Annotated in this window: 18 protein-coding genes; 11 read left to right on the plus strand and 7 right to left on the minus strand. The window is 39.0% G+C overall.

From position 1 onward, the window contains the following. Positions 1 to 122: 122 nt before the first annotated feature. Positions 123 to 419 carry a hypothetical protein gene (locus GR160_RS18225; RefSeq protein ID WP_160751339.1) on the plus strand — a complete coding sequence of 99 codons (297 nt, stop codon included), beginning with the start codon at positions 123 to 125 and terminating at the stop codon, positions 417 to 419. Positions 420 to 454: 35 nt separating this feature from the next. Here the strand turns inward: GR160_RS18225 and nth are convergent, their stop codons facing one another. The 4 genes from nth to GR160_RS18245 all read right to left on the minus strand — a co-directional run bounded on the left by nth (position 455) and on the right by GR160_RS18245 (position 3,049). After that, the gene (nth, locus tag GR160_RS18230; RefSeq protein ID WP_160751340.1) at positions 455 to 1,099 is read right to left on the minus strand and encodes an endonuclease III; all 645 of its coding nucleotides are present in this window, start codon (positions 1,097 to 1,099) and stop codon (positions 455 to 457) included. A 53-nt stretch (positions 1,100 to 1,152) separates the two neighbouring features. Continuing rightward, a complete protein-coding gene (gene msrB, locus GR160_RS18235; protein ID WP_160751341.1) occupies positions 1,153 to 1,557 on the minus strand; it encodes a peptide-methionine (R)-S-oxide reductase MsrB in 405 nt (134 codons plus the stop codon). Positions 1,558 to 1,682: 125 nt separating this feature from the next. Next, on the minus strand, positions 1,683 to 2,192 hold the full coding sequence (gene msrB / locus GR160_RS18240; RefSeq protein WP_160751342.1) for a peptide-methionine (R)-S-oxide reductase MsrB: 510 nt from the start codon (positions 2,190 to 2,192) through the stop codon (positions 1,683 to 1,685). Continuing rightward, on the minus strand, positions 2,189 to 3,049 hold the full coding sequence (locus GR160_RS18245) for an alpha/beta fold hydrolase (protein WP_160751343.1): 861 nt from the start codon (positions 3,047 to 3,049) through the stop codon (positions 2,189 to 2,191). Before GR160_RS18245 ends, msrB (GR160_RS18240) begins: the two co-directional genes overlap by 4 nt. Before the next feature lie 163 nt (positions 3,050 to 3,212). Between GR160_RS18245 and GR160_RS18250 the strand changes: the two genes are divergently transcribed. The 4 genes from GR160_RS18250 (at position 3,213) to GR160_RS18265 (ending at position 7,048) form a co-directional block, all read left to right on the plus strand. Next, on the plus strand, positions 3,213 to 4,583 hold the full coding sequence (locus GR160_RS18250; protein WP_160751344.1) for a T9SS type A sorting domain-containing protein: 1,371 nt from the start codon (positions 3,213 to 3,215) through the stop codon (positions 4,581 to 4,583). Between the two features lie 132 nt (positions 4,584 to 4,715). Beyond that, the gene (locus GR160_RS18255) at positions 4,716 to 5,612 is read left to right on the plus strand and encodes a hypothetical protein (protein WP_160751345.1); all 897 of its coding nucleotides are present in this window, start codon (positions 4,716 to 4,718) and stop codon (positions 5,610 to 5,612) included. Positions 5,613 to 5,619: 7 nt separating this feature from the next. Further along, positions 5,620 to 6,084 carry a T9SS type A sorting domain-containing protein gene (locus tag GR160_RS18260; protein ID WP_237421251.1) on the plus strand — a complete coding sequence of 155 codons (465 nt, stop codon included), beginning with the start codon at positions 5,620 to 5,622 and terminating at the stop codon, positions 6,082 to 6,084. A 151-nt stretch (positions 6,085 to 6,235) separates the two neighbouring features. Continuing rightward, positions 6,236 to 7,048, plus strand: coding sequence for a M48 family metallopeptidase (locus GR160_RS18265; protein ID WP_160751347.1), 813 nt, complete (start codon positions 6,236 to 6,238; stop codon positions 7,046 to 7,048). Between the two features lie 38 nt (positions 7,049 to 7,086). Here the strand turns inward: GR160_RS18265 and GR160_RS18270 are convergent, their stop codons facing one another. Continuing rightward, a complete protein-coding gene (locus GR160_RS18270; protein WP_160751348.1) occupies positions 7,087 to 7,554 on the minus strand; it encodes a DUF2199 domain-containing protein in 468 nt (155 codons plus the stop codon). A 227-nt stretch (positions 7,555 to 7,781) separates the two neighbouring features. Here GR160_RS18270 and GR160_RS18275 point away from each other — a divergent pair, with 227 nt between their 5' ends. Both GR160_RS18275 and GR160_RS18280 read left to right on the plus strand, forming a co-directional pair. Further along, positions 7,782 to 9,647, plus strand: a complete 1,866-nt coding sequence (locus GR160_RS18275; RefSeq protein ID WP_160751349.1) for an ABC-F family ATP-binding cassette domain-containing protein — start codon at positions 7,782 to 7,784, stop codon at positions 9,645 to 9,647. Between the two features lie 45 nt (positions 9,648 to 9,692). After that, complete coding sequence (locus GR160_RS18280; protein WP_160751350.1) at positions 9,693 to 10,325, plus strand: hypothetical protein; 633 nt, start codon at positions 9,693 to 9,695, stop codon at positions 10,323 to 10,325. Here GR160_RS18280 and GR160_RS18285 read toward each other — a convergent pair. Beyond that, positions 10,322 to 10,576 carry a Rho termination factor N-terminal domain-containing protein gene (locus GR160_RS18285; RefSeq protein WP_160751351.1) on the minus strand — a complete coding sequence of 85 codons (255 nt, stop codon included), beginning with the start codon at positions 10,574 to 10,576 and terminating at the stop codon, positions 10,322 to 10,324. The genes GR160_RS18280 and GR160_RS18285 overlap by 4 nt on opposite strands. 584 nt (positions 10,577 to 11,160) lie before the next feature. Here GR160_RS18285 and GR160_RS18290 point away from each other — a divergent pair. The 4 genes from GR160_RS18290 to GR160_RS18305 all read left to right on the plus strand — a co-directional run bounded on the left by GR160_RS18290 (position 11,161) and on the right by GR160_RS18305 (position 19,635). Beyond that, positions 11,161 to 14,235: a TonB-dependent receptor gene (locus tag GR160_RS18290; RefSeq protein WP_160751352.1), complete on the plus strand. Its 3,075-nt coding sequence runs from the start codon at positions 11,161 to 11,163 to the stop codon at positions 14,233 to 14,235. Positions 14,236 to 14,246: 11 nt separating this feature from the next. Further along, on the plus strand, positions 14,247 to 16,193 hold the full coding sequence (locus GR160_RS18295; RefSeq protein ID WP_160751353.1) for a RagB/SusD family nutrient uptake outer membrane protein: 1,947 nt from the start codon (positions 14,247 to 14,249) through the stop codon (positions 16,191 to 16,193). A gap of 183 nt (positions 16,194 to 16,376) precedes the next feature. Next, positions 16,377 to 18,314, plus strand: a complete 1,938-nt coding sequence (locus GR160_RS18300; RefSeq protein ID WP_160751354.1) for a sialate O-acetylesterase — start codon at positions 16,377 to 16,379, stop codon at positions 18,312 to 18,314. Between the two features lie 271 nt (positions 18,315 to 18,585). After that, positions 18,586 to 19,635 (plus strand): LacI family DNA-binding transcriptional regulator, encoded by a 1,050-nt coding sequence (locus tag GR160_RS18305; protein WP_160751355.1) that lies wholly within the window; start codon positions 18,586 to 18,588, stop codon positions 19,633 to 19,635. Between the two features lie 9 nt (positions 19,636 to 19,644). On the opposite strand, the gene GR160_RS18310 is transcribed toward GR160_RS18305, so the two are convergent. After that, entirely contained in the window at positions 19,645 to 21,003 is a 1,359-nt protein-coding gene (locus GR160_RS18310) for an MFS transporter (protein WP_160751380.1), read from the minus strand. Between the last annotated feature and the right edge of the window lie 28 nt (positions 21,004 to 21,031).

Consider the following 21,031-nt stretch of genomic DNA (forward strand, 5'->3'; position numbering starts at 1 on the left):
AAAACCCCCCTTACTTTATAGTAAGGGGGTTTTGCTTTTTTATTTATGTTACATTTAGCATTTAATTGGGACTTGTGCATGGTTCTCTTGGTTAACTTTGGATGAACTAATACATTATAGCCATGAGAAAGTTATTTTTATCATTAGCCATTACCCTTTGTTTTGGCGCAATATGTAATGCTGAATCCTTTAAAAATGACAGTATTAAAATTATATTCCAGGAAAAGCAGTACAAAAAAATAGATGTATCGTCTGTTGACAAAGCCGCTTTAGAACAAATAAAGAAGAACTACGGCACATATACTATTAAGGAGGCATATAAAGCTGATGATGGAGAATATAAGCTGGTACTAAATAAAGATGGTGTAGATCTTACAGCTACTTTTACCTCTGCCGGCGACCTAATAAAAATATACTAAAACTAAGAGAGAGAAGTACACGTCACTTCTCTCTCTTAGTTTTTGTGTTGATTGCAATATTCGCATATATTAGAAAGTATGCATTCATTATGTTTTGGGTTCGTTGGGCGACAGGTTTCACGTCCCAGAAATGAAATTGCCATACCTACCTCTCCCCACATATTTTGTGGCAATACAGCCATTATTTCTTTTTCGATTTTGGTAGCGTCTTTACCTTTTGCAATACCAATGCGCGGTGCTACCCGTAAAACATGGAGATCAACTAAAATGCCCTCTGCTTTTTTCCCTGCTTCGCGCATTATTACATTTGCCGATTTTCTTCCTACACCTTTAAGAGCAACAAGTTCTTTCATTGTCGTTGGAATATTTTTGTCTTCTTGTAATGTTTCGGCTATCTCCTGAAGCCAGGCAATTTTATTGCTATGAAAGCGTACTTCAGCAAGATATTCCAGCAGGCCCGCAGTAGTAGCTTTTGATAATGCCTGCATATTTGGATATTTATCAAAAAAAGCAGGTGTTATTTTATTAATATGTGCATCGCTGTCCTGGGCAGATAAAACAACCATTACCAGCAATTGATACATGTTTTTATAATGTAGCGGATGTGGTTTATCTTTATATTTTGCTATTAGTGTTCGCAATGCAGCCGACCAATCAGGAGTTTCGTTAAAGAGATCCATATTATATTCAAAATAATTAACCCCACTGGATTAGCGGGGTTATATGGTTATTTTTATTCTTCTTTTAAATCTACCGATAAAGAGTTAACACAATAGCGCTGTCCTGTCTCTGTTGGGCCATCGTCAAATACATGTCCTAAATGACTGCCACAGTTTGCACAGAGAATTTCAGTACGAAGCATGCCAAACGAAGTGTCTTTTATATATTCTACCTTGCCCGGGATAGATTCGTCAAACGAAGGCCAGCCACAGGAAGACTGAAATTTTGAATCGCTTATAAATAGTGGTTCACCACAGGCACCGCAACAATAGGTTCCTTTATCAAAAGCAAGATTATATTTGCCTGAATGAGGAAATTCGGTTCCCTTTTGGCGTAATATTTTATAACGTTCCAAGCCTAATTGTTCTTTCCATTCGGCTTCGGTTTTTTGTAACGGATAATTATGTGTCGTGCTCATAGTTTAGTTTTTATTGTCGTGAATTAAACGAATTTACTGCAATTTATTTCTGGTCCAAAATCCATGCAGAAATCTTAACAGATAACAAATTGATTAAACTTCATTTTTTTATAGCCGTATAATGTTTATTTAGACGGTATGAATTTTATGGAAACAGAATTGGTACAAAAGCGCTGTCCGGTAGTTTCCTTTGGTCCATCATCAAATACATGACCTAAATGCCCTCCACATTTGGCACACATAACTTCTGTGCGCTCCATACCAAGGCTGTTATCTTCTTCATAGATCACAGACCCTTTAATAGCCTGATCGAAAGACGGCCAGCCACAATGTGAATTAAACTTAGTATTTGAGTTGAAAAGCGGATTACCACAAGCAGCACAAACATACATTCCTTTTTCGAAAAAGTTGTCATACTCGCCTGTATAAGGGCGTTCTGTGTCTTTATTTCGCAGCACACTATATTGTTGTGGTGTTAACTGTGACTGCCATTCCGCATCGGTCTTAGTAACGGCAAATTTTCCTTTCGTTTTTGTCTCTGTCTTGACAGTTTTATTTTTAGACACTTTCTTTTCCTGTCCCTGGCAGGCTGTCAGTGTTATCAATACTGTCATCATCATCAATATCTTTTTCATTGTAAAAATTCAGTTATTTGTTTAATAACGGTTTTGTCTCCAAGAATTTTTCTATGCCCCAGTCCCTTAGTTATTACCAATTGTCCGTTTGTAAGATTTTCATGAATATGATGTGCTGCACTTACAGGAACATCTTCATCATTTTCATCGTGTAAAACAAGCACAGGAATACTAACCTCCTTTGCAGCAATGTATGCCGAATAGCTGTCTATAGATTCGTTAAATTTCTTTTGAAACAGGTTAATCATCAACTCTCCTGTGGCAATATTCATGCCTAATTTTTGCCAAAAATCATCCATAATATCTTTTACCACATCACCACTGCCTATAATCACCGCTTTATTTACATTAAGCCCTCTTTTTACAGCATTTAATGTTGCCATAGCGCCAAGTGAGTGACCAATAACATGCTCAAAAGGGCCATAAAGCTTTTCCAGTTCTAAGATACCCGCAACAAATTCGGTCATATCGCTGGTCTTTCCTGTCGATTTTCCATGTGCAGGAGCATCAAAACTTACAGTGCTATATCCCTTTTTCAAAAGTTTATCGGCAATAGTAACCAATTGTGTTCCACGACCGCTCCATCCGTGCACAAGTAATACCTTTTTTGGGCTGTCTCCCAAAAAGTAAACGTTTATAGACTTATTTAACGACGGTATCATTACCATTTCCTGCCTGCTGCGCAGGTTCATTTCTTCTTCACGCTTTGGGAGTTTAAACTTTACAGGGGTGGTAAACAGTTTTATTGCAAAACGGGCAGCCAGCTTTGGAGAAGTGGTTTCCAGAATTTTTGAAGCTATTTTAAATGCTTTGGGTATTTTTAAAGAGCTCCTGTGCTTATTGTTTGCAGTTGACATAACTACTTTTTTGTTGAGATAATAAAGTTACAGATTTAAAATTTCTCAATAAAGATGAGGGTTATAAAAGTATTATAAATTTGATGGTATTTTTTTGATGAAAACACAACATAGATCGATGTGACCGGCTAAGTCAAAATATTATTTTTGAAAAAAATGTCCTATGAAAAAAATGCTATGTTTTTTGTTTGCGTTATTGTTTCTCGTTCCTGTAATGGCGAATGCGCAATGTTTTCAAAAAGTTTACCTGGGCGCAGGCTACACTTTTGCTTTAAAAGAAGACAATACCCTTTGGGCAACAGGGAGCAACAATTGGAGTCAGTTAGGAATAGGTACAACATCGGGCGTAGGTGTACGCACTTTTACCCAAATAAATACCGATACCAATTGGCAAATTATATCCGCAGGCTATAATCATACCGCAGCTATTAAAACAGATGGCAGTTTATGGGTATGGGGCAGCAACCAAATGGGGCAGTTGGGTTTGGGCAGCAACGTAACATCTATAGCAGTACCTACACGTGTAGGGAATGCAACTAATTGGCAAACTGTTGCTGCAGGCAGTTATTTTACGATAGCTGTAAAAACCGATGGCACATTATGGACGTGGGGTATAAACAGCGATGGAGAACTTGGGCTTGGTCGTTACAATGGCGATGAGAGGAGGCCAGTACAGGTAGGGCAGGACAATGATTGGCAAACAGTTTGGGCCGGTAATGGTAGGGCAATAGCCAGGAAAGCCAACGGTATTGTATATACCTGGGGTAATAATTCTGTAGGGCAATTGGGTAATGGTACTACAGCCGACAGCAATATGCCTATAGCTATAAATGGTACAGACTGGGATGATTTTTCTATAGGCGGGGCACACACATTAGCCTTAAAAACCGATGGAACTTTATGGGCATGGGGATATAATTTTGATGGTCAGTTAGGCAATGGTACTACTGTAGCAACTACCGTTCCGGTACAGATAGGCAGTGATGTGTGGATATCGGTGTCGGCCGGACAAAATGCATCAGCCGGATTAAAAGCAGCCGGTACTATATGGACTTGGGGCAGCTATGAAAATGGACAGCTTGGTACTAATACGCATGAAGATGCTTTGTTACCTGTACAAATTGGCAATGAAACCAATTGGCAGTTTATAGTAGTATCGCCATCACACAACATGTTTGCCATGAACGATACAGCGTTCTATGCATGGGGTTTTAACAGCGGAACTTTTGGTAATAATGATTATGGTAGCGGAGACCTGCCTACAGCAGTAGGTTGTGCAATTATGGCAAATAAAAATGCAGCCAAAAATAATTTTATTATTTACCCTAATCCCGTTGATAATGTCCTTTATTTAAAAGACAACATCGGCATTACTAAAGGTACTGTGCTAATTACCGATGTGTCCGGAAAGACAGTATTAAAACAATCGGGCGACTTTACTAATATAAATGTCGAAAAACTAGTGCCGGGCATCTATTTTATAAGCATAAGAGCAAAAGACACGATGCATATAAAAAAGTTTATAAAAAAGTAAGAACCTTTATGGTAAAAGCTTAATTTTTAACTTATTTTAAGAAAAAAGCTCAAAACAAATGGCGTATAACAGCGTTAGCCTTTTGATAATAGTGATACTTTATCTTTAATCGTTAAGCTAACCAACCAAATAATGAAAAGACTGTTTGCCATTATCACCTTACTATTTTGTTTTGTAACCAATGCTCAATGCTGGCAGGCTATTGCTACCGGAAGTGCCCATACTGCTGCCGTAAGAACCGACGGGACTTTATGGACCTGGGGATACAATGAATATGGTCAGCTTGGAGATGGCAGTACTGAGAGAAAACTTGTTCCTGTTCAGGTAGGTACAGATACTGATTGGATAAAGGTTTTTGCCGGAAGCACTAATACATTTGCCATAAAAATAAATGGCACGTTGTGGGGCTGGGGCAGAAATCTTAACGGCTCTTTGGGGCTTGGAGATGTTTCAGCAAGCACAGAACCTGTACAGATAGGGACAGATGCCGATTGGCTAACCCTATCGGTGAGCTATGATCATACACTTGCTTTAAAAACTGACGGCACGCTGTGGGGCTGGGGCGATAACTCAAGAGGTGAGCTGGGTAACGGTACTGTTGATAATGGCTATTATCCGGCACAGATAGGGCAGGATAGTGATTGGTCTGTTATAGAAACCGGAGCAAATTATTCTTCGGCAATAAAAACAGACGGCAGTCTTTGGCAATGGGGCTTTAGTCATTTTGTTGATTTAGGAGGTGGTGGAATTTCAAGGGCTGTAACTCTCCCTGTGCGCTTTGGTACAGATAATGATTGGGAAAAGATCGCAGTAGGCGACGATCATACTCTTGCTATAAAAACTAATGGCACATTGTGGGGCTGGGGCTGGAATGTAAACGGGCAGTTAGGTATTGGCGATAGTGCTGTTACACAGCAGCTAACACAGGTTGGCACAGACACAGATTGGCTATTTGTTGTAGCAGGTATGGATAACACACTGGCACTTAAAGCCAATAATACATTATGGGCCCTGGGGAAGCAATGCTGACGGTACATTGGGTAATGGCACAAAACACGATTCTAACATTCCTCTACATGTAGGAGCCCAAACCAACTGGCAGTTTATTGCAACAAAAGGAAGGCATGTTATGGCTCTAAAACAGGATAATACTCTATGGGGTTTTGGAGCTAATTTTAATGGAGAAATTGGTAATAATAATGCTACTGATAATTTAACTGTTCCCGTAAAGGTAGTATGTACTTCTTTAGGGCTTGATGACATGGATACCAAGAGTCATTTTATTGTATATCCTAACCCTGTTGGCGATGTTTTGCATCTTAATGGTACAAATGGTTTTGCTGCCGACAAACTTTTGGTAATGGATATGTCAGGAAAAACGGTAATCCAGAAGAGTGGCAGCACCAAACAGGTAGATACTTACAAACTGCAGCCCGGAATGTATCTGCTCGAGCTCTATTCAAACGGAAGCGTTTTTAGGATAAAATTCATAAAAAGATAGGAATAATCTCAATATTTTAGTTACGCATTATTATATTTTCAATTATAGGTAATATTAAACATTCACAATAGTTTAACTTAATTTGGTATTTATTCGGAATAAGAAAAACTAAAAAAATAGTAAATTTGAAGACCGTTTAATAAAACCTGATATGAAAAAAGTCATCTTATCCGCCTCGGCTGCCCTTCTGTTGATAGTAGCCTGTAGCACAAATCCTTTTACAGGTAAAAAAGATCTTAACTTTGTTAGTAACAACCAAATATTTCCTACTGCCTTTGCTCAATATGACCAGTTTTTAAAAGAAAACAAGGTAATTAAGGGCACGAGTCAGGCGCAAATGGTGACAAGTGTGGGTCAAAAAATTAAGGCTGCTGCCGAAAAATATCTGAATGCCAACGGCTATCAGGGATATTTGGATGGCTACCAATGGGAATATAACTTAGTAGATTCTAAAGATGTAAATGCCTGGTGTATGCCCGGTGGCAAAATAGTTGTTTATACAGGCATACTGCCCATTACTAAAGATGAGGCCGGCCTTGCCACAGTTATGGGGCATGAGGTAGCCCACGCATTGGTAAACCATGGTGCACAGCGCATGAGTGCCACAACCCTTCAGGAACTTGGTGCAGCAGGTGTTGGTGTAGCCACATCGGGGCAAAGTGCAACGGCACAGCAGTTGTATCAGCAGGCTTATGGTGTTACAACACAATATGCAGGTATATTGCCTTTTAGCAGGAAACACGAAAATGAAGCCGATGAAATAGGTTTGATACTTATGGCCATTGCAGGCTATAATCCTGATAAGGCAATAGAATTTTGGCAAAGAATGTCGGCAAATTCAGGAGGCTCTGCACCACCGGAGTTTTTAAGTACGCACCCGTCTGATGCTACAAGGATATCGAATATAACGGCACAGATACCTAACGCTAAAGCTCAGGCAGCTAAGTTTGGTGTTAAGTTTTAAAAAAAATCAAATAATGGAAAATCCCATAGTTTAAACAGCTATGGGATTTTTTTGTTTAGAATTTGTGCAATTCTATTATGTGCTTCTTCAAGCGAAATACCTTTATAGTAATCATTAATGAAAGGATGGTTAAAGCTTTTATGAGGAATTACTTCAGGACGATTTCCATTTTGTCCTAAAACTACATCGGTGGGTATTTCTATCGTTTTATCATAGCCAATAAGATTATTTGAAATCCAACCAAAATATTTCCCTTCTCTTTCTTTATCATCATAATTATTCATGTAATCATAAAAACTTTGTTCACTTAATGAAACCCATAAGCCGTAGTTAAGTTTTTCTTCATGAAATAAAATATCCTGTAACATGACACATCTTATAAAATAATTGGTTTCGTCACCATATCTTATGATGCAGGTGTCTGATGATAATTCGGTTATGCTTTTTTTCTCATTTTCGGATAAACAATCATAATATAAAGGCGTTTTATAAGCCAGGGCAGGCAATCATGATCTTTTTTGCCACAATGCTGGCATACATATGAATTATGTGTTTTAGGTTTAATTGTCGACAATAACTTATTGATTTTTTTTAGCATAATTGTTGTTCGATTTAACCAAAAGTATAAAATACAAAAACAATAATTAGTTTTGTTAGAAACATTTTCCAATTCGTAATCCGTAATTTTTAATTCGTAATTAATAACCTATTTTTGCTGAAAAATAATCCTGACGTGAATTACCTTTCAGTAGAAAATATATCAAAATCATTTGGCGAACGCACGCTTTTCGAAAACCTGTCTTTTGGTATCAACAAAGACCAAAAGATAGCTTTTGTAGCCAAGAATGGCAGTGGCAAGACCAGTATCCTTAAAATTATTAATGGTAATGATACGCCTGATACCGGTCAGGTGATTATGCGTAAGGATATTAAAATGGAGTTTCTTTCTCAGGAACCTAACCTCGATCCTGAGCTTACCATTGAGGAAAGCATTTTTGCGTCGGGTACCGAGATACTGAAGGTAATTGAGGCGTATGAAAAAGCCCTGGAAAATCCGGAAGATGAAACGGCCTACCAAAAAGCCTTTGAAAAAATGGAGTTGCACAATGCCTGGGACTTTGAAACCCAGTACAAGCAAATTCTTTTTAAACTTAAGCTTGAAGACCTTAAACTAAAGGTTAAAAGCCTTAGCGGCGGACAAAAAAAGCGTTTGGCACTGGCTATAATCCTTATCAATAAACCTGATTTGTTGATACTTGATGAGCCAACCAACCACCTTGATCTTGAAATGATCGAATGGCTGGAAAATTATTTTGCCAAAGAGAATATTACACTGTTTATGGTTACCCACGACCGCTTTTTCCTGGAGCGCGTGTGTAACGAAATTATAGAATTAGATAACGGTAAACTCTATCAATATAAAGGCAATTACAGCTACTACCTTCAAAAAAAGGAAGAGCGCATTGCAGCAGAAAATGCCAGTATAGACAAGGCTCAAAACCTGTTTGTTAAAGAGCTTGCCTGGATGCGCCGCCAGCCAAAGGCCCGTACTACCAAAAGTAAATCGCGTCAGGACGATTTTTATGTGATCAAGGAGAAAGCCCACAGCCGTCGTAAGGAGCATGTAGTAGAACTCGAAATTAACATGGAACGAATGGGCAGAAAGGTTATAGAGCTGCATAAAATAACTAAAACATTTGGCGATAAAAAAATACTCGAAGGGTTTGACTATAATTTTAAACCGGGAGAGCGCATTGGTATTATAGGTAAGAATGGTACGGGTAAATCTACTTTTCTAAATATGGTAACCCAAACCCTGCCTGTAGATGGGGGCAAAGTAGTAGTGGGAGAAACGGTTAAGATAGGTTACTACACTCAAAGCGGTATTAACCCTAAAGAAGGCCAAAAGGTTATAGATGTTATTAAAGAGTTTGGCGAATATATTCCGCTGGCTAAAGGAAGAACAATTAGCGCAGCACAACTCTTAGAACGCTTTTTGTTTGACCGTAAAAAGCAATATGACTTTGTAGACCGCCTTAGTGGGGGAGAGCTTAAACGCCTTTATTTGTGTACGGTACTGATACAAAACCCTAACTTTTTAATACTCGATGAGCCTACTAACGATCTTGATATTGTTACGCTCAATGTGCTTGAAAGCTTTTTGTTAGATTATCCGGGGTGTTTGCTTGTAGTGAGCCACGACCGCTATTTTATGGACAAGATCGTAGACCACCTTTTTGTATTTAAGGGTGAAGGTGTGGTAGAAGATTTTCCGGGTAATTATAGCGATTTCCGTAGTTATGAAGACAGTGCTGAACCCACCAAAGCCGAACTAAAACCTGTTAGCGATAACAAAAGCTGGAAACAGAATAATGTTAAGGCCGGGCTTACTTTTAACGAGCAAAAGGAATTCAATAAAATAGAGAAAGAGCTTCAGGATCTGGAGCGCGATAAAGCTGCGATTGAAAAACTTTTCTCTGACGGCTCTATAGCCGATGGCGATATTGAGGTAAAAGCATCTGAACTTGAAAAGGTACTTAAAGCAATTGACGATAAAACCGAACGCTGGTTTGAATTAAGTGCTAAGATGGAAGAGTAGTTAGTTGGTTGATAGATTTGAAACATAACTCTATACAGGATTTGAATGAGAACAGAAGCATATATTAAATTCCTCCTGAACTCCGTAAATGCACACGGGGTTCATTCTCCGTTTATATATAGCCTTATTGCTAACGGCTTTTACAAAAAGCAATATGTTGTTTTCAAAAGCAGCCCCGATGCTGTTAAGGCCGGGTTAAGCAGGCAGGGGCTTAATATACTGTTTAGGACTATAAGTTACTTTAAGTCATACAAGTTTTTAATATTAGGTGAAGATGCTCCTGTCATTACCGAAGCCATTCGCGCTTCGGCAGAAGAGATAAACTCGAAAGTATGGTTTTATTCTAATTATGTTCCTGTACCCGGTGGTGCCGACCTTATATATCTTACAGGCAAAAATGAAGCGCAGCTAATGCCGCTTTTAGAACGAGCCATTACCGATATAAATAATAATACAGTAGCAATAATAGGTGGCATACACGAAACTGATGAAATGGAAGCTGCATGGCAAGCCATAAAAAAAGACCCAAGGGTTACAGTATCTATAGATACGTATCACTTAGGCCTTGTTTTTTTCAGGCGTGAGCAGGCTAACCAGCATTTTATCATACGCCCTTACAGATCTTTTTTGACCGATGCTGTTTTAGGCATACGCAACCTGTGGGGATTATTGGGCTAGTTGTTTCTTAAAGCTGACATTAATTCGACTTTTGTCATTTTAGAACGACCTTCAATACCCACTTTCTTGGCCTGTTCATATAGTTCTTGCTTTGTTCGTTCTTCATAGGGCTTGGCTATGCCACCCCTATGTTCGGCTCCTTCACTATTGGCTATCCTTGCACTTTTTTCTTTGCTGTAGCCTTTGTCTCTTAGGGCTTCATACTGGTCTATATTTTTGACCTGTGGCCCTGGTGATCTTCTTTTCGGCATAATGCATCAATTTTCAGGTTTCTTATACATTAAAATTACTTTGATTAAGTATGGCGCACCGTTAATACCTAATTAAAAAACTGTTTTAAATTGTTAAAATGTATTTCATTTCATCGAAAAAATCAATGAGGTTTTTTAGACCATTTGAATGCTGCTATTTATTATATTTTTACTTCTTGAATACCCTCTCTGCATATTAATTATTTACTGTGAATTTGTTTGTTTAGATGTCTTGTGAGAAATCTTATAGTTTTCTTAAATTAAGTTTATTTATGAGTAATAATTAGTTTATATGTTTTAAAATTTTTGTATTTATTTTTATAACATATTTTTTTTAAATAAATATAATTTTTTACAAATTTACTACAACGTATTCGTAACTTTCGGTAAAATAATTTTGTGCCATTTTATGTAAACTTTACTTTTGGTCTATAATACCATAAGAGTAGTGTTTTTAATTAACGAAAACGTTATAATTAATGATGGCCACATTAGTAAATAACAATATTGTAAACCCAAACAGTAAATGCATGAAAAACATTTTACACTAACACTAATTAATCAAATAATAACTAATCAAATTTATGGAGAACCTCTACAGTATACCATTACCGCTTAGGCGTTTGGTAGCATTACTTACGTTTTTTTTAGCTACCCACGTTTGTGTGGCCCAGGGGCAAACAAATGTTACGGGTGTTGTAACCTCGTCTGAGGATAAGCTGGGCATACCCGGAGTTAATGTGCTTATAAAAGGTACAACTAATGCTGCTGTTACCGATATTGATGGTAGCTACAGTATTTCGGTACCACAAAATACCGTTTTGGTATTTACATCTGTTGGATTTAAAACTCAGGAAATAACTGTTACAGGCAGTACAGTTAATGTTGTAATGCAATCTGATACAAAAGAACTTAGCGAAGTTGTTGTGGTGGGTTACGGTACACAGCGCAAAGAAGCTGTAACAGGATCGGTAGCATCTATAAAAGGAGATGCTATTCGCGAAGTACCTTCACCAAATATTACTCAGGCATTACAGGGACGTATTGCGGGTGTAGAAATGATGCAGTCGTCAAGTAAGCCTGGTGCTACAATGCAAATCCGTATTCGTGGTTCGCGAAGCCTTAGTGGCAGTAACGACCCTCTTGTAGTATTAGACGGTATTCCGTTCTCGGGATCTATTGGAGACATCAGTACTGATGATATTAAGAGTATCGATATACTAAAAGATGCTTCTGCTACAGCTATTTACGGTTCTCGTGGAGCAAACGGTGTAATATTGGTTACTACTAATAAAGGAACAAAAGGGCAGGAAGCAAAATTTACCTATAATTCATATTATGGTATAAAAACTATTTTTAATGAATACCCAATGATGAACGGTGCTCAGTTTTCTAAACTACGTGCAGATGCGGGTATCTATACTTCTAACGGTCCGGATGAGGAAGAAGGAGTTAATACAGACTGGCAGGGAATGTTCTTTAAAAATTCGAGCATGATAACCAATCATTATTTAGGAGTGAGCGGTGGTACTGCAAAAGGTAGTTATAACTTTAGTGTTAGCTACTTTAATGATGAGGCTTTAATACCCCTACAGGATTATGAGCGTTTTTCTTTACAGGCATCTTTAGATCAGGAATTAGGAGCTTTCCGTTTTGGTTTCAGTTCTAATAATAACTATGCTATTACTAACGGAAGCAGCATAGGTACTTATGGCGTGTTGAGCCAATCGCCTATAGCGAATCCTTACAACGCAGACGGCAGTCTTAAAAGATTTGTAAGGTCTCCGTTAGATGACCAATTTGTATATACAAGAGAAGGTCTTGAAAGGTTAGGAGACAGTTATATAGATCAAAACAGGGCTCTTTCTTCATATAACACAATATATGCTGAGGTAAAGATACCTTATGTTGAGGGTTTAAAATTCCGTACCAATATAGGTGGTACAGTGCGTGTTTCGGATAGCGGAAACTACACAGGTCAGGGAGTATTTAATGTTAACCCAACAACTGTGTCTACAGCTGGTGTCAGCAATGCACTAACTACAAACTGGGCAGTAGAAAACCTTCTTACCTACGACCGTACTTTTGCCGAAAAACACAAAGTAAATGCTGTTGCATTATACTCGGCTCAGGAAGAGACGTATAATTACAGGTCGGTTACCGCAAGGGATCTTCCGGTAGAAGCCTTTCAGTTTTACAATTTAGGAACAGCAGCCGGTGAGATAGCAGTTAATCCTAACAATCAGGTTTACAGACAAAGTGGTCTTGTATCGTATATGGGACGTATAATGTATTCTTATGATGACAAGTACATGCTTAGTGCTACCCTTCGTTCAGACGGTTCATCAAGGCTTGCTCCGGGTAATAAATACCATACATATCCGGCAATATCTGCAGGTTGGAACATTAAGAAAGAGTCTTTTATGAAAAACATAAATACCATAGACCTTTTAAAATTCAGAATAGGTTACGGGCAGACTTCCAACCAGGCAGTTGATCCTTATAAAACATTAGGTCTTTTAAGTACAAGGCCGTATAATTTTGGCTCTGCAAATACTACAGGATATTATGTGTCTGAGGCACCAAACCCTTCGTTAGGCTGGGAATACTCTAAAACATGGAACTATGGTTTAGATTTTGGTCTTTTCAACAGTCGCCTTACCGGTACTTTAGAATATTATATTCAAAAAACTGAAGACGTTCTTGTGCGTAGCATAATACCTATAACAAATGGTGTAAGTGCACAAACAAACAATGTTGGTGCTACACAAAATAAAGGTGTTGAAATATCGCTTAACGGTATCATTTTAGACAATTACAATGGCTTTACATGGGATGCGGGACTTAACTTTTACGCTAACCGTAATAAGCTAACAGCACTTTCTTCAGGAGCTACGAGGGATGAAGCAAACGGATGGTTTGTGGGCAGCCCGATAAATGTAATTTACGATTTCAAAAAAGTTGGACTTTGGCAGGAAGGCGATCCTTATCTGAATATCTTAGAGCCGGGAGGTAACGTAGGTATGATAAAGGTAGATTATACAGGAGGGTATAATGCCGATGGAACACCAGTTAGGGCTATTGGTGCTGCCGACCGCCAGGTAATAGACCCGAACCCTAAATTTCAGGGTGGTTTTAATACTCACGTAGCCTATAAAGGTTTCGATCTTGGTGTGGTTGGTGCATTCCAGCACGGAGGTACACTTATCAGTACACTTTATGGCTCATCAGGATACCTTAACCTTTTAGACGGACGTAGGGGTAACGTATATGTTGATTACTGGACGCCGGAAAATACAGATGCAAAATACCCTAAACCGGGTGGTATAATGAGCAGCAACAACCCTAAATATGGTAGTACACTGGCTTATTTTGATGCTTCTTATGTAAAAATACGCACCATATCTTTAGGATATACGTTTACACAACAATTCTTAAAAGACCTGCATGTTAGCAAATTAAGGCTTTACTGTACAGTGCAGAACCCGTTCGTAATTTATTCGCCATATCATAAAGAAACCGGTATGGATCCGGAACCAAACTCTTATGGTAACGAGAATCAGGCTGTAAATACTGCGATCAACTCTCGCTTGTTAGTTATTGGTACAAATACACCAACAACACGCAACTGGATATTTGGTATGAATGTATCATTCTAAAAAAGACAACTATGAAAAATATACGATTAAAAACTATAATGGCAACAACGTTGTTTGCAATGTTGCTTGGAGGATGTTCTGATGAAATACTTACAGAAGAGCCACGATCTGTTTTAACTCCTGAGTTCTTTAAAACTGAAAAAGGTGTATTAGGCGGAATCAACGGTATGTATGCACACCTGCGTTATATGTACGGACAGGGATACTATTATAATATGTGCCTTACCGGAACAGATGAATATACGTATGGTTCAAGTGGCGATGGTAACTTTAAAGACATGGACCTTTCGGGTGTGGGGCAGTTAAACAGCCTGACAAGCCGTTCGGATGTTTTGTGGAATACAGCGTGGCCTAATATAAACAGTGCTAACGGTGTTATTGAGTTTGGACCTTCAGTGTCTTCAATTACACCCGCACAAATAGCAGAGGCACGATTTTTCCGTGCGTTCGATTACTTCCTTTTAGTACAAACTTTTGGTGGTGTACCTTTAGACCTGGGTTCAGGAGAGCTTAAATTTAATACTTCAGCAAGCCGTCGTTCTGTACGCAATACAGTACCGGAAGTGTACACAAGAGGTATATTCCCCGATCTTTTAACGTCAATACAAGATCTGCCTGATAATGGACGTGTTACCGGTGGTGCTACAAAAACTCTTGCACGCCTTTATTTGGCAAAAGCCTACCTTACATATGGTTGGTGGCTTGAAAATCCTGGTAATATTCCTACCTATCCTGATACCCCGCGTACAGACCCTGATGGGCACAATGCACAATGGTATTACCAGCAGGCTTATGATGTTGCTGCTGCAGCTATAGACAGTCCGGGTTCTTTTGGTTTACAAGCTACCTATTATGATGTTAACCTTGCGCAAAACGATCGTAACAAAGAAATGTTATTGTATGCAGATCATACGCAGGCAAGTGAGTTCTACAACGGAGGAAGCCTTACTTATGGTACAGGTGCAGCCCCGGATAACTTTTCGGTTTGGATGGTAACCTCAAACTATACATTAATAAGAAGTTCTGCCAATACAGAACATTCTCAACTTATAAGCTCGGTTCAGCGTGAGGCAGAACAGCATTTGGGACGTCCATGGTCTTGTATGGCACCTACACAGGGAGCTATTATAAACACTTTTGCCGATAAAGTTAACGATTCGCGCTACGATGGTACATTTACTACCACATACCGTGCTAACTGGCCAAAAGGCGGTGTAACTAATGCATTTTTGTATAATGCTAATAATTTACAGGTTAGGCCGGGCGATGCTATAGTAACGTTCCTTAACGATGAGCCTTCAACGCCTATAGATTATTCTAATGCAGTTTATAAAAGTAACATAGGTGCCGGTGTTTTACCAGGCAGGGCAGATTATGTAATTTCTCCGCAAGGCATAAACAGGCTGCGTTATCCGGGTCTTTGGAAACTGGGTACTTACCGTACAGATAACGGTACAGGTCTTGGTCAGCCAAATGCAGGTAATACACGCCCTTTCAATATTGCTAAATTCTCAGAACTTTACCTTGTAGCTGCCGAAGCGGCTGTTAAAGGTGCTTCTACACAAAGTGGTAAAAGTGCAAGAGAATTGGTAAATGTGTTGCGTGCACGTGCCGGAAAATGGCGTTTTGACAACAACGGCAATGTAGAAAAAAACGAAGACCACAGTGCTGCCATGACAGCTGCTACGCCAGCTACAATCACTATAGATTATATTCTTGCAGAGCGTTCCCGCGAATTCTTTGGCGAGGGTTACCGTTGGTATGATCTTGTGCGCACGCAAAAATGGACACAGTATGCATCTACTTATGTAATAGGTGGAATGGCTGCAACAAATGTTACGCCACAAACTTTTCAGCGTACTATTGAGCCATACATGTATCTGCGCCCTATACCACAGAGCCAGTTAGACGCAATGGACGATTCAAGAATTGGATATCAAAATCCGGGGTATAACTAATATGTACCTCTATTCCGGAAATACAGACTCCCGGAATTTAAAGACAAATATTAAGTTTGGGTTAGTTTAATATGTAAACTGCGCATTGTTTTTTGGGTAAAAACAGTGCGCAGTCACTGCATATATAAGTGGCGTTTTGAATTTAAAAATGCTATATTACAGTATGTTTATAAAACTAAAGTAATGATAAGATCAATAAAAAAAATATACAGGCTGCAATGGTTGGCTTTAGCATTACTGCTGGGACAGGCAACAGTATTTGCGCAGGTAAAACTGCCAAAGCTTATCAGCAACGGCATGGTGTTGCAGCATTCTCAAAATTTAAAGCTATGGGGTTGGGCTGCCCCGTCTGAAAAAGTAAGCCTTCTTTTTAACGGCAAGAGCTATACAGCAAAAGCTAATGCAACAGGGGAGTGGATAATAAATCTTCCATCTCAAAAAGCAGGCGGGCCATTTACTATGACTTTTAGCGCAAGCAATAAGGTTGAGGTTAGCAATATTTTGTTTGGCGATGTGTGGCTGTGCAGTGGTCAGTCTAATATGGAATTGGCCATGAACCGCCTTTTGGATACGTATCCTGAAGAAGCGAACGCTAAAAACGATAATATAAGACAGTTTTTAGTGCCAGATGTTTATAATTTTAAAGCAAAGCAGCCCGATGTTAATTCCGGTAACTGGGCATCTGTAAGCCCGACAACAATAGCCGATTTCTCGGGTGTGGCTTATTTTTTTGCTAAGGCAGTATATCAAAAACATCATATACCGATCGGTATAATAAATGCATCCCTTGGCGGATCGCCCGCTCAGGCATGGATCAGTGAGGGCAGCCTGAAAAAGTTCCCTGAATATTTTGACCAAATGCAGTCTATGAAAGACGATAAACTTATTGCCAAAATAGAGCAGGAAGATAAACAGGCATCGGCGGCATGGTATGGAGAACTTAACAAAAAAGATGAGGGTTTAAAAAAAGGCTGGAAAACAGCTGCCTTTGATGATAGCGGTTGGAACGAAATGAAAGTTCCCGGTTATTGGGCAGATACGCAAATAGGGAATGTTAATGGTGCAGTTTGGTTCAGGAAAACAATTAACGTACCGCAGGGCATGACGGGGCTTGAAGCCAAACTGCAACTGGGCAGGATCGTAGATGCCGACTCTGTTTATGTGAACGATGTATTCGTTGGCACAACTTCATACCAGTATCCACCAAGAGATTATAAAATAGCAGCGGGAGTTTTAAAAGCGGGTAAAAATACTATTGCAGTCAGGATAATTAACAATGCAGGAAAAGGGGGCTTTATTTTAGATAAACCTTACAAGATTACTGCCGGAAAAGAAATTATAGACCTGCAGGGGTTATGGAAGTTTAAAACAGGTGTGGTAATGCAACCCCTCAAATCGCAAACATTTATAAGATGGAAATCGGGAGGTTTGTTTAATGCCATGATAGCACCCTTGCAAAACTATGCTATAAAAGGAGCTTTGTGGTATCAGGGTGAATCTAATACAGGCAAGCCAACCGAATATTCTGATCTAATGAAAACCCTTATCGCCGACTGGCGTGCAGGCTGGAAGCAGGAATTTCCGTTCATATACGTTCAGTTGCCGGGATATATGGAAGAAAAGCAGGAGCCTACCGATACGAATTGGGCGGTTATGAGAGAGCAGCAAAGCAAAATAATAACAGTACCCAATACTGCTATGGCGGTAGCTTTAGATCTTGGCGAATGGAATGACATCCATCCTGTAAATAAAAAAGATGTTGGCGAAAGGCTTGCCTTACAGGCAGAAAAGCTGGTGTATGGCAATACAAAAGTGGTTGCTTCGGGGCCATCTGTAAAAGCCATAAGAAAAGAAAGTAATAAAATTATTGTAAGCTTTAATGATATTGGAAGTGGCCTTATGGCTAAAGGAGACAATACGCTGCACTATTTTGCAATTGCCGGAGCCGATGAAAAGTATGTTTGGGCAACAGCGGTGATAAAAAACAATGAGGTGGTAGTTTATAGTGATTTGATTACTAACCCTGTTTTTATTAAGTATGCCTGGGCAGATAATCCGGCCAAAGCAAATCTTTACAATAAAGAAGGCCTTCCGGCAGCACCATTTAAAAGTAAGTTATAGTTAGTTTTAATATTCAATAAGCTTTAAAGCTTAAAAGTGAAGCCATGCATTTTATGTGTGGCTTTTTTTATGATTCGGTAAAAAAAGGCAGGAAATATTTTCAAACAATAAAATATGTTGTATTATTGTTATTCTATCATATAGGTTTATTGGTGTTATTTTCTGTTTGACCTCAAAAAGTTTGAAGTAAAAACAAAATTTGCATGCTCTTTAGACCTTATTTATTAAAACGTTATAGTAAGCTAAGATCAATAAAGTAGGCTAAAAAAACATGAGCAATATTACTATAAAAGACATTGCAAAAGCTTTAAACTTGTCAGTTTCAACAATTTCAAAAGCACTGAACAACAGCTATGAAATTGGCGATGAAACTAAACAGAGGGTAAATGATTATGCTAAGGCCAATAATTATAAGCCCAATCGTTTGGCCAAAAGTTTAAAAATCGGGCATACCAATTCTATTGGTGTGTTGGTTTGTTCTTATTTTAGCAGTACTTTTTTGGCACAGATATTAGACGGCATCCAAAAAGCATCTTTAGAAACCGGGCACGATATTATTATTATGCAGAGTTTTGAAAATGTAGATAACGAAAAAGCCTGTCTCGATGCGCTTATTTCAAAAGGGGTGGATGGCATTTTAATGGCTCCGGTAAGCGAAACCTCCAATTCAGAATATCTTAATTATATCACTCAAAACCATTGTCCAATAGTTTTGTTCGACAGGTTTAATCCTGCTATTGAGACTACAAAAATTGGTGTTAACGAATATAAGGGAGCTTTTGAAGCAACCCAGCATCTTATAAACATTAACAGAAAAAGGATATTATTTATTACGGGTGATAAGTTTGGCGAGAACAACCAGCGTATATTAGGTTTTAAAAAAGCATTAAAAAATCTCGATATACCTTTCAACCAGCGTTATATGGTGTACTGTAGCCTTGAAGATACGGAGGCCATGGATGCAAAAATATGCCAGTCGATACAGCAGTTGACAGAAGCTAATATTAGGCCCAATGCTATTTTTGGTGCTACAGATGTTATTACAACCCGCACTTTGGGCATACTTGCCAACCTAAAGATAAAAGTGCCTGAAGATATTGCCGTGATTGGTTTTGCTAACACTGATATTGCTTTTTCACTAAATCCATCGTTATCAACCATACGTCAACCTGCACGAGACATAGGCTATTTGGCTTTGAACAAGCTTGTAGAGCTTATAGATCTTCACGGAAAGAAGCCTGCTCAGTATGAAACAATTCTTTTAGAAACAACTATACAGCTAAGAAATTCAACAAATCTGGAAACGGTACAACAGGCTTAAGAATATCTCTTACAACTTTACTATTTTCATTTTTGGCACGAGCACTTTCATAAAGCTCCAGGCAATTAGGTAGATAAGCGCGCAAACACTAAACACTATTGCATATCCTGTGGTTACACTGCCCATGGTTTTGTAATAGTCTAAAACCCTGCCTACAAGCACCGATACCAACGCACCGCCAATTCCGCCTGCCATACCGCCTATACCGGTAACACTTGCTACGGCTGCTTTTGGGAACATATCGGAAATTGTAGAGTATAGGTTTGCCGACCATGCCTGATGTGCCGATGCCCCAACACCAATTAACAGTACGGGTATCCAGTAAGAAATATCACCAAAAGGCAGGATAAGTAAAACCGCTAATGGAAAAAGCGCAATGTAAAACATGGCTTTCATGCGTCCGTCGTAAGATGAATATCCCCTGTTAATAAAGTACATAGGGAACCAGCCACCGCTAATGCTGCCTACCATCGTCATAGTGTAAAGTACAGTAAGCGGCAATGTAATTTGTGTTGCAGTTAAATTAAACTGCCCTGTTAAATATGAGGGAAGCCAAAACAGGAAGAACCACCAAACACCATCGGTAAAGAACTTGCCAAGCGTAAATGCCCAGGTTTGCCTAAAGGTTAGGAGTTTATACCACGATACTTTTATTTCAGGCTCGGGTTCAGATATTTTATCATAAACAGTGTCGTGGGCTATGTATTGCAGTTCCTCTGCCGATAATCGTTTTTGTTTTAAAGGAGTATCATAATATACCAGCCAAAATAGTAACCATATAAACCCAAGGGCACCTATTATTATAAAAGAACTTTGCCAACCCAAATGATAGGCCAGCCAAGGCACAGTTAAAGGCGCAAGTATGGCACCTATGTTTGAGCCTGAGTTAAAGATACCGGTGGCAAGTGCCCTTTCTTTTTTAGGGAAGTACTCGGCCGTGGCTTTAATTGCCGCCGGAAAGTTGGCCGATTCTCCCATACCTAAAACCAATCTGGCAATTATAAAACCCAATACAGATATTGATATTCCCGAAACTCCTATAACGCCTAAAATATTAGCAGCTACACTACCTATCTCTATGGCATAGGCATGTATCATAGCTCCTATAGACCATATAATCAATGCAATGGTATAGCCTTTTTTAACGCCAAGTTTGTCTACAAAGCGTCCGGCAAGCAGCATAAAAATGGCATAAGCCAATTGAAAAACGGCCGTAATAGTGCCGTAGTCAGAATTTGTCCAGCCAAACTCCTTTTCTAAAACAGGATGCAGCAGGCTTAGTACCTGCCTGTCGAGATAGTTTATTGTAGTGCCAAAAAAGAGTAGCGCGCAAATAGTCCACCTATAGCTGCCTGTTTTATTTTTTATCATAATTATATCTGTAGATATGAAAGGT

The organism is Flavobacterium sp. Sd200 (genome assembly GCF_009826935.1).
Classification (GTDB): domain Bacteria; phylum Bacteroidota; class Bacteroidia; order Flavobacteriales; family Flavobacteriaceae; genus Flavobacterium.

Excerpts from the sequence above, each read along its gene's own strand:
- GR160_RS18225 (WP_160751339.1), top strand. The coding sequence starts at position 123 with ATGAGAAAGTTATTTTTATCATTAGCCATTACCCTTTGTTTTGGCGCA.
- nth (WP_160751340.1), bottom strand. The coding sequence starts at position 1,099 with ATGGATCTCTTTAACGAAACTCCTGATTGGTCGGCTGCATTGCGAACA.
- msrB (WP_160751341.1), bottom strand. The coding sequence starts at position 1,557 with ATGAGCACGACACATAATTATCCGTTACAAAAAACCGAAGCCGAATGG.
- msrB (WP_160751342.1), bottom strand. The coding sequence starts at position 2,192 with ATGAAAAAGATATTGATGATGATGACAGTATTGATAACACTGACAGCC.
- GR160_RS18245 (WP_160751343.1), bottom strand. The coding sequence starts at position 3,049 with ATGTCAACTGCAAACAATAAGCACAGGAGCTCTTTAAAAATACCCAAA.
- GR160_RS18250 (WP_160751344.1), top strand. The coding sequence starts at position 3,213 with ATGAAAAAAATGCTATGTTTTTTGTTTGCGTTATTGTTTCTCGTTCCT.
- GR160_RS18255 (WP_160751345.1), top strand. The coding sequence starts at position 4,716 with ATGAAAAGACTGTTTGCCATTATCACCTTACTATTTTGTTTTGTAACC.
- GR160_RS18265 (WP_160751347.1), top strand. The coding sequence starts at position 6,236 with ATGAAAAAAGTCATCTTATCCGCCTCGGCTGCCCTTCTGTTGATAGTA.
- GR160_RS18280 (WP_160751350.1), top strand. The coding sequence starts at position 9,693 with ATGAGAACAGAAGCATATATTAAATTCCTCCTGAACTCCGTAAATGCA.
- GR160_RS18285 (WP_160751351.1), bottom strand. The coding sequence starts at position 10,576 with ATGCCGAAAAGAAGATCACCAGGGCCACAGGTCAAAAATATAGACCAG.
- GR160_RS18290 (WP_160751352.1), top strand. The coding sequence starts at position 11,161 with ATGGAGAACCTCTACAGTATACCATTACCGCTTAGGCGTTTGGTAGCA.
- GR160_RS18295 (WP_160751353.1), top strand. The coding sequence starts at position 14,247 with ATGAAAAATATACGATTAAAAACTATAATGGCAACAACGTTGTTTGCA.
- GR160_RS18300 (WP_160751354.1), top strand. The coding sequence starts at position 16,377 with ATGATAAGATCAATAAAAAAAATATACAGGCTGCAATGGTTGGCTTTA.
- GR160_RS18305 (WP_160751355.1), top strand. The coding sequence starts at position 18,586 with ATGAGCAATATTACTATAAAAGACATTGCAAAAGCTTTAAACTTGTCA.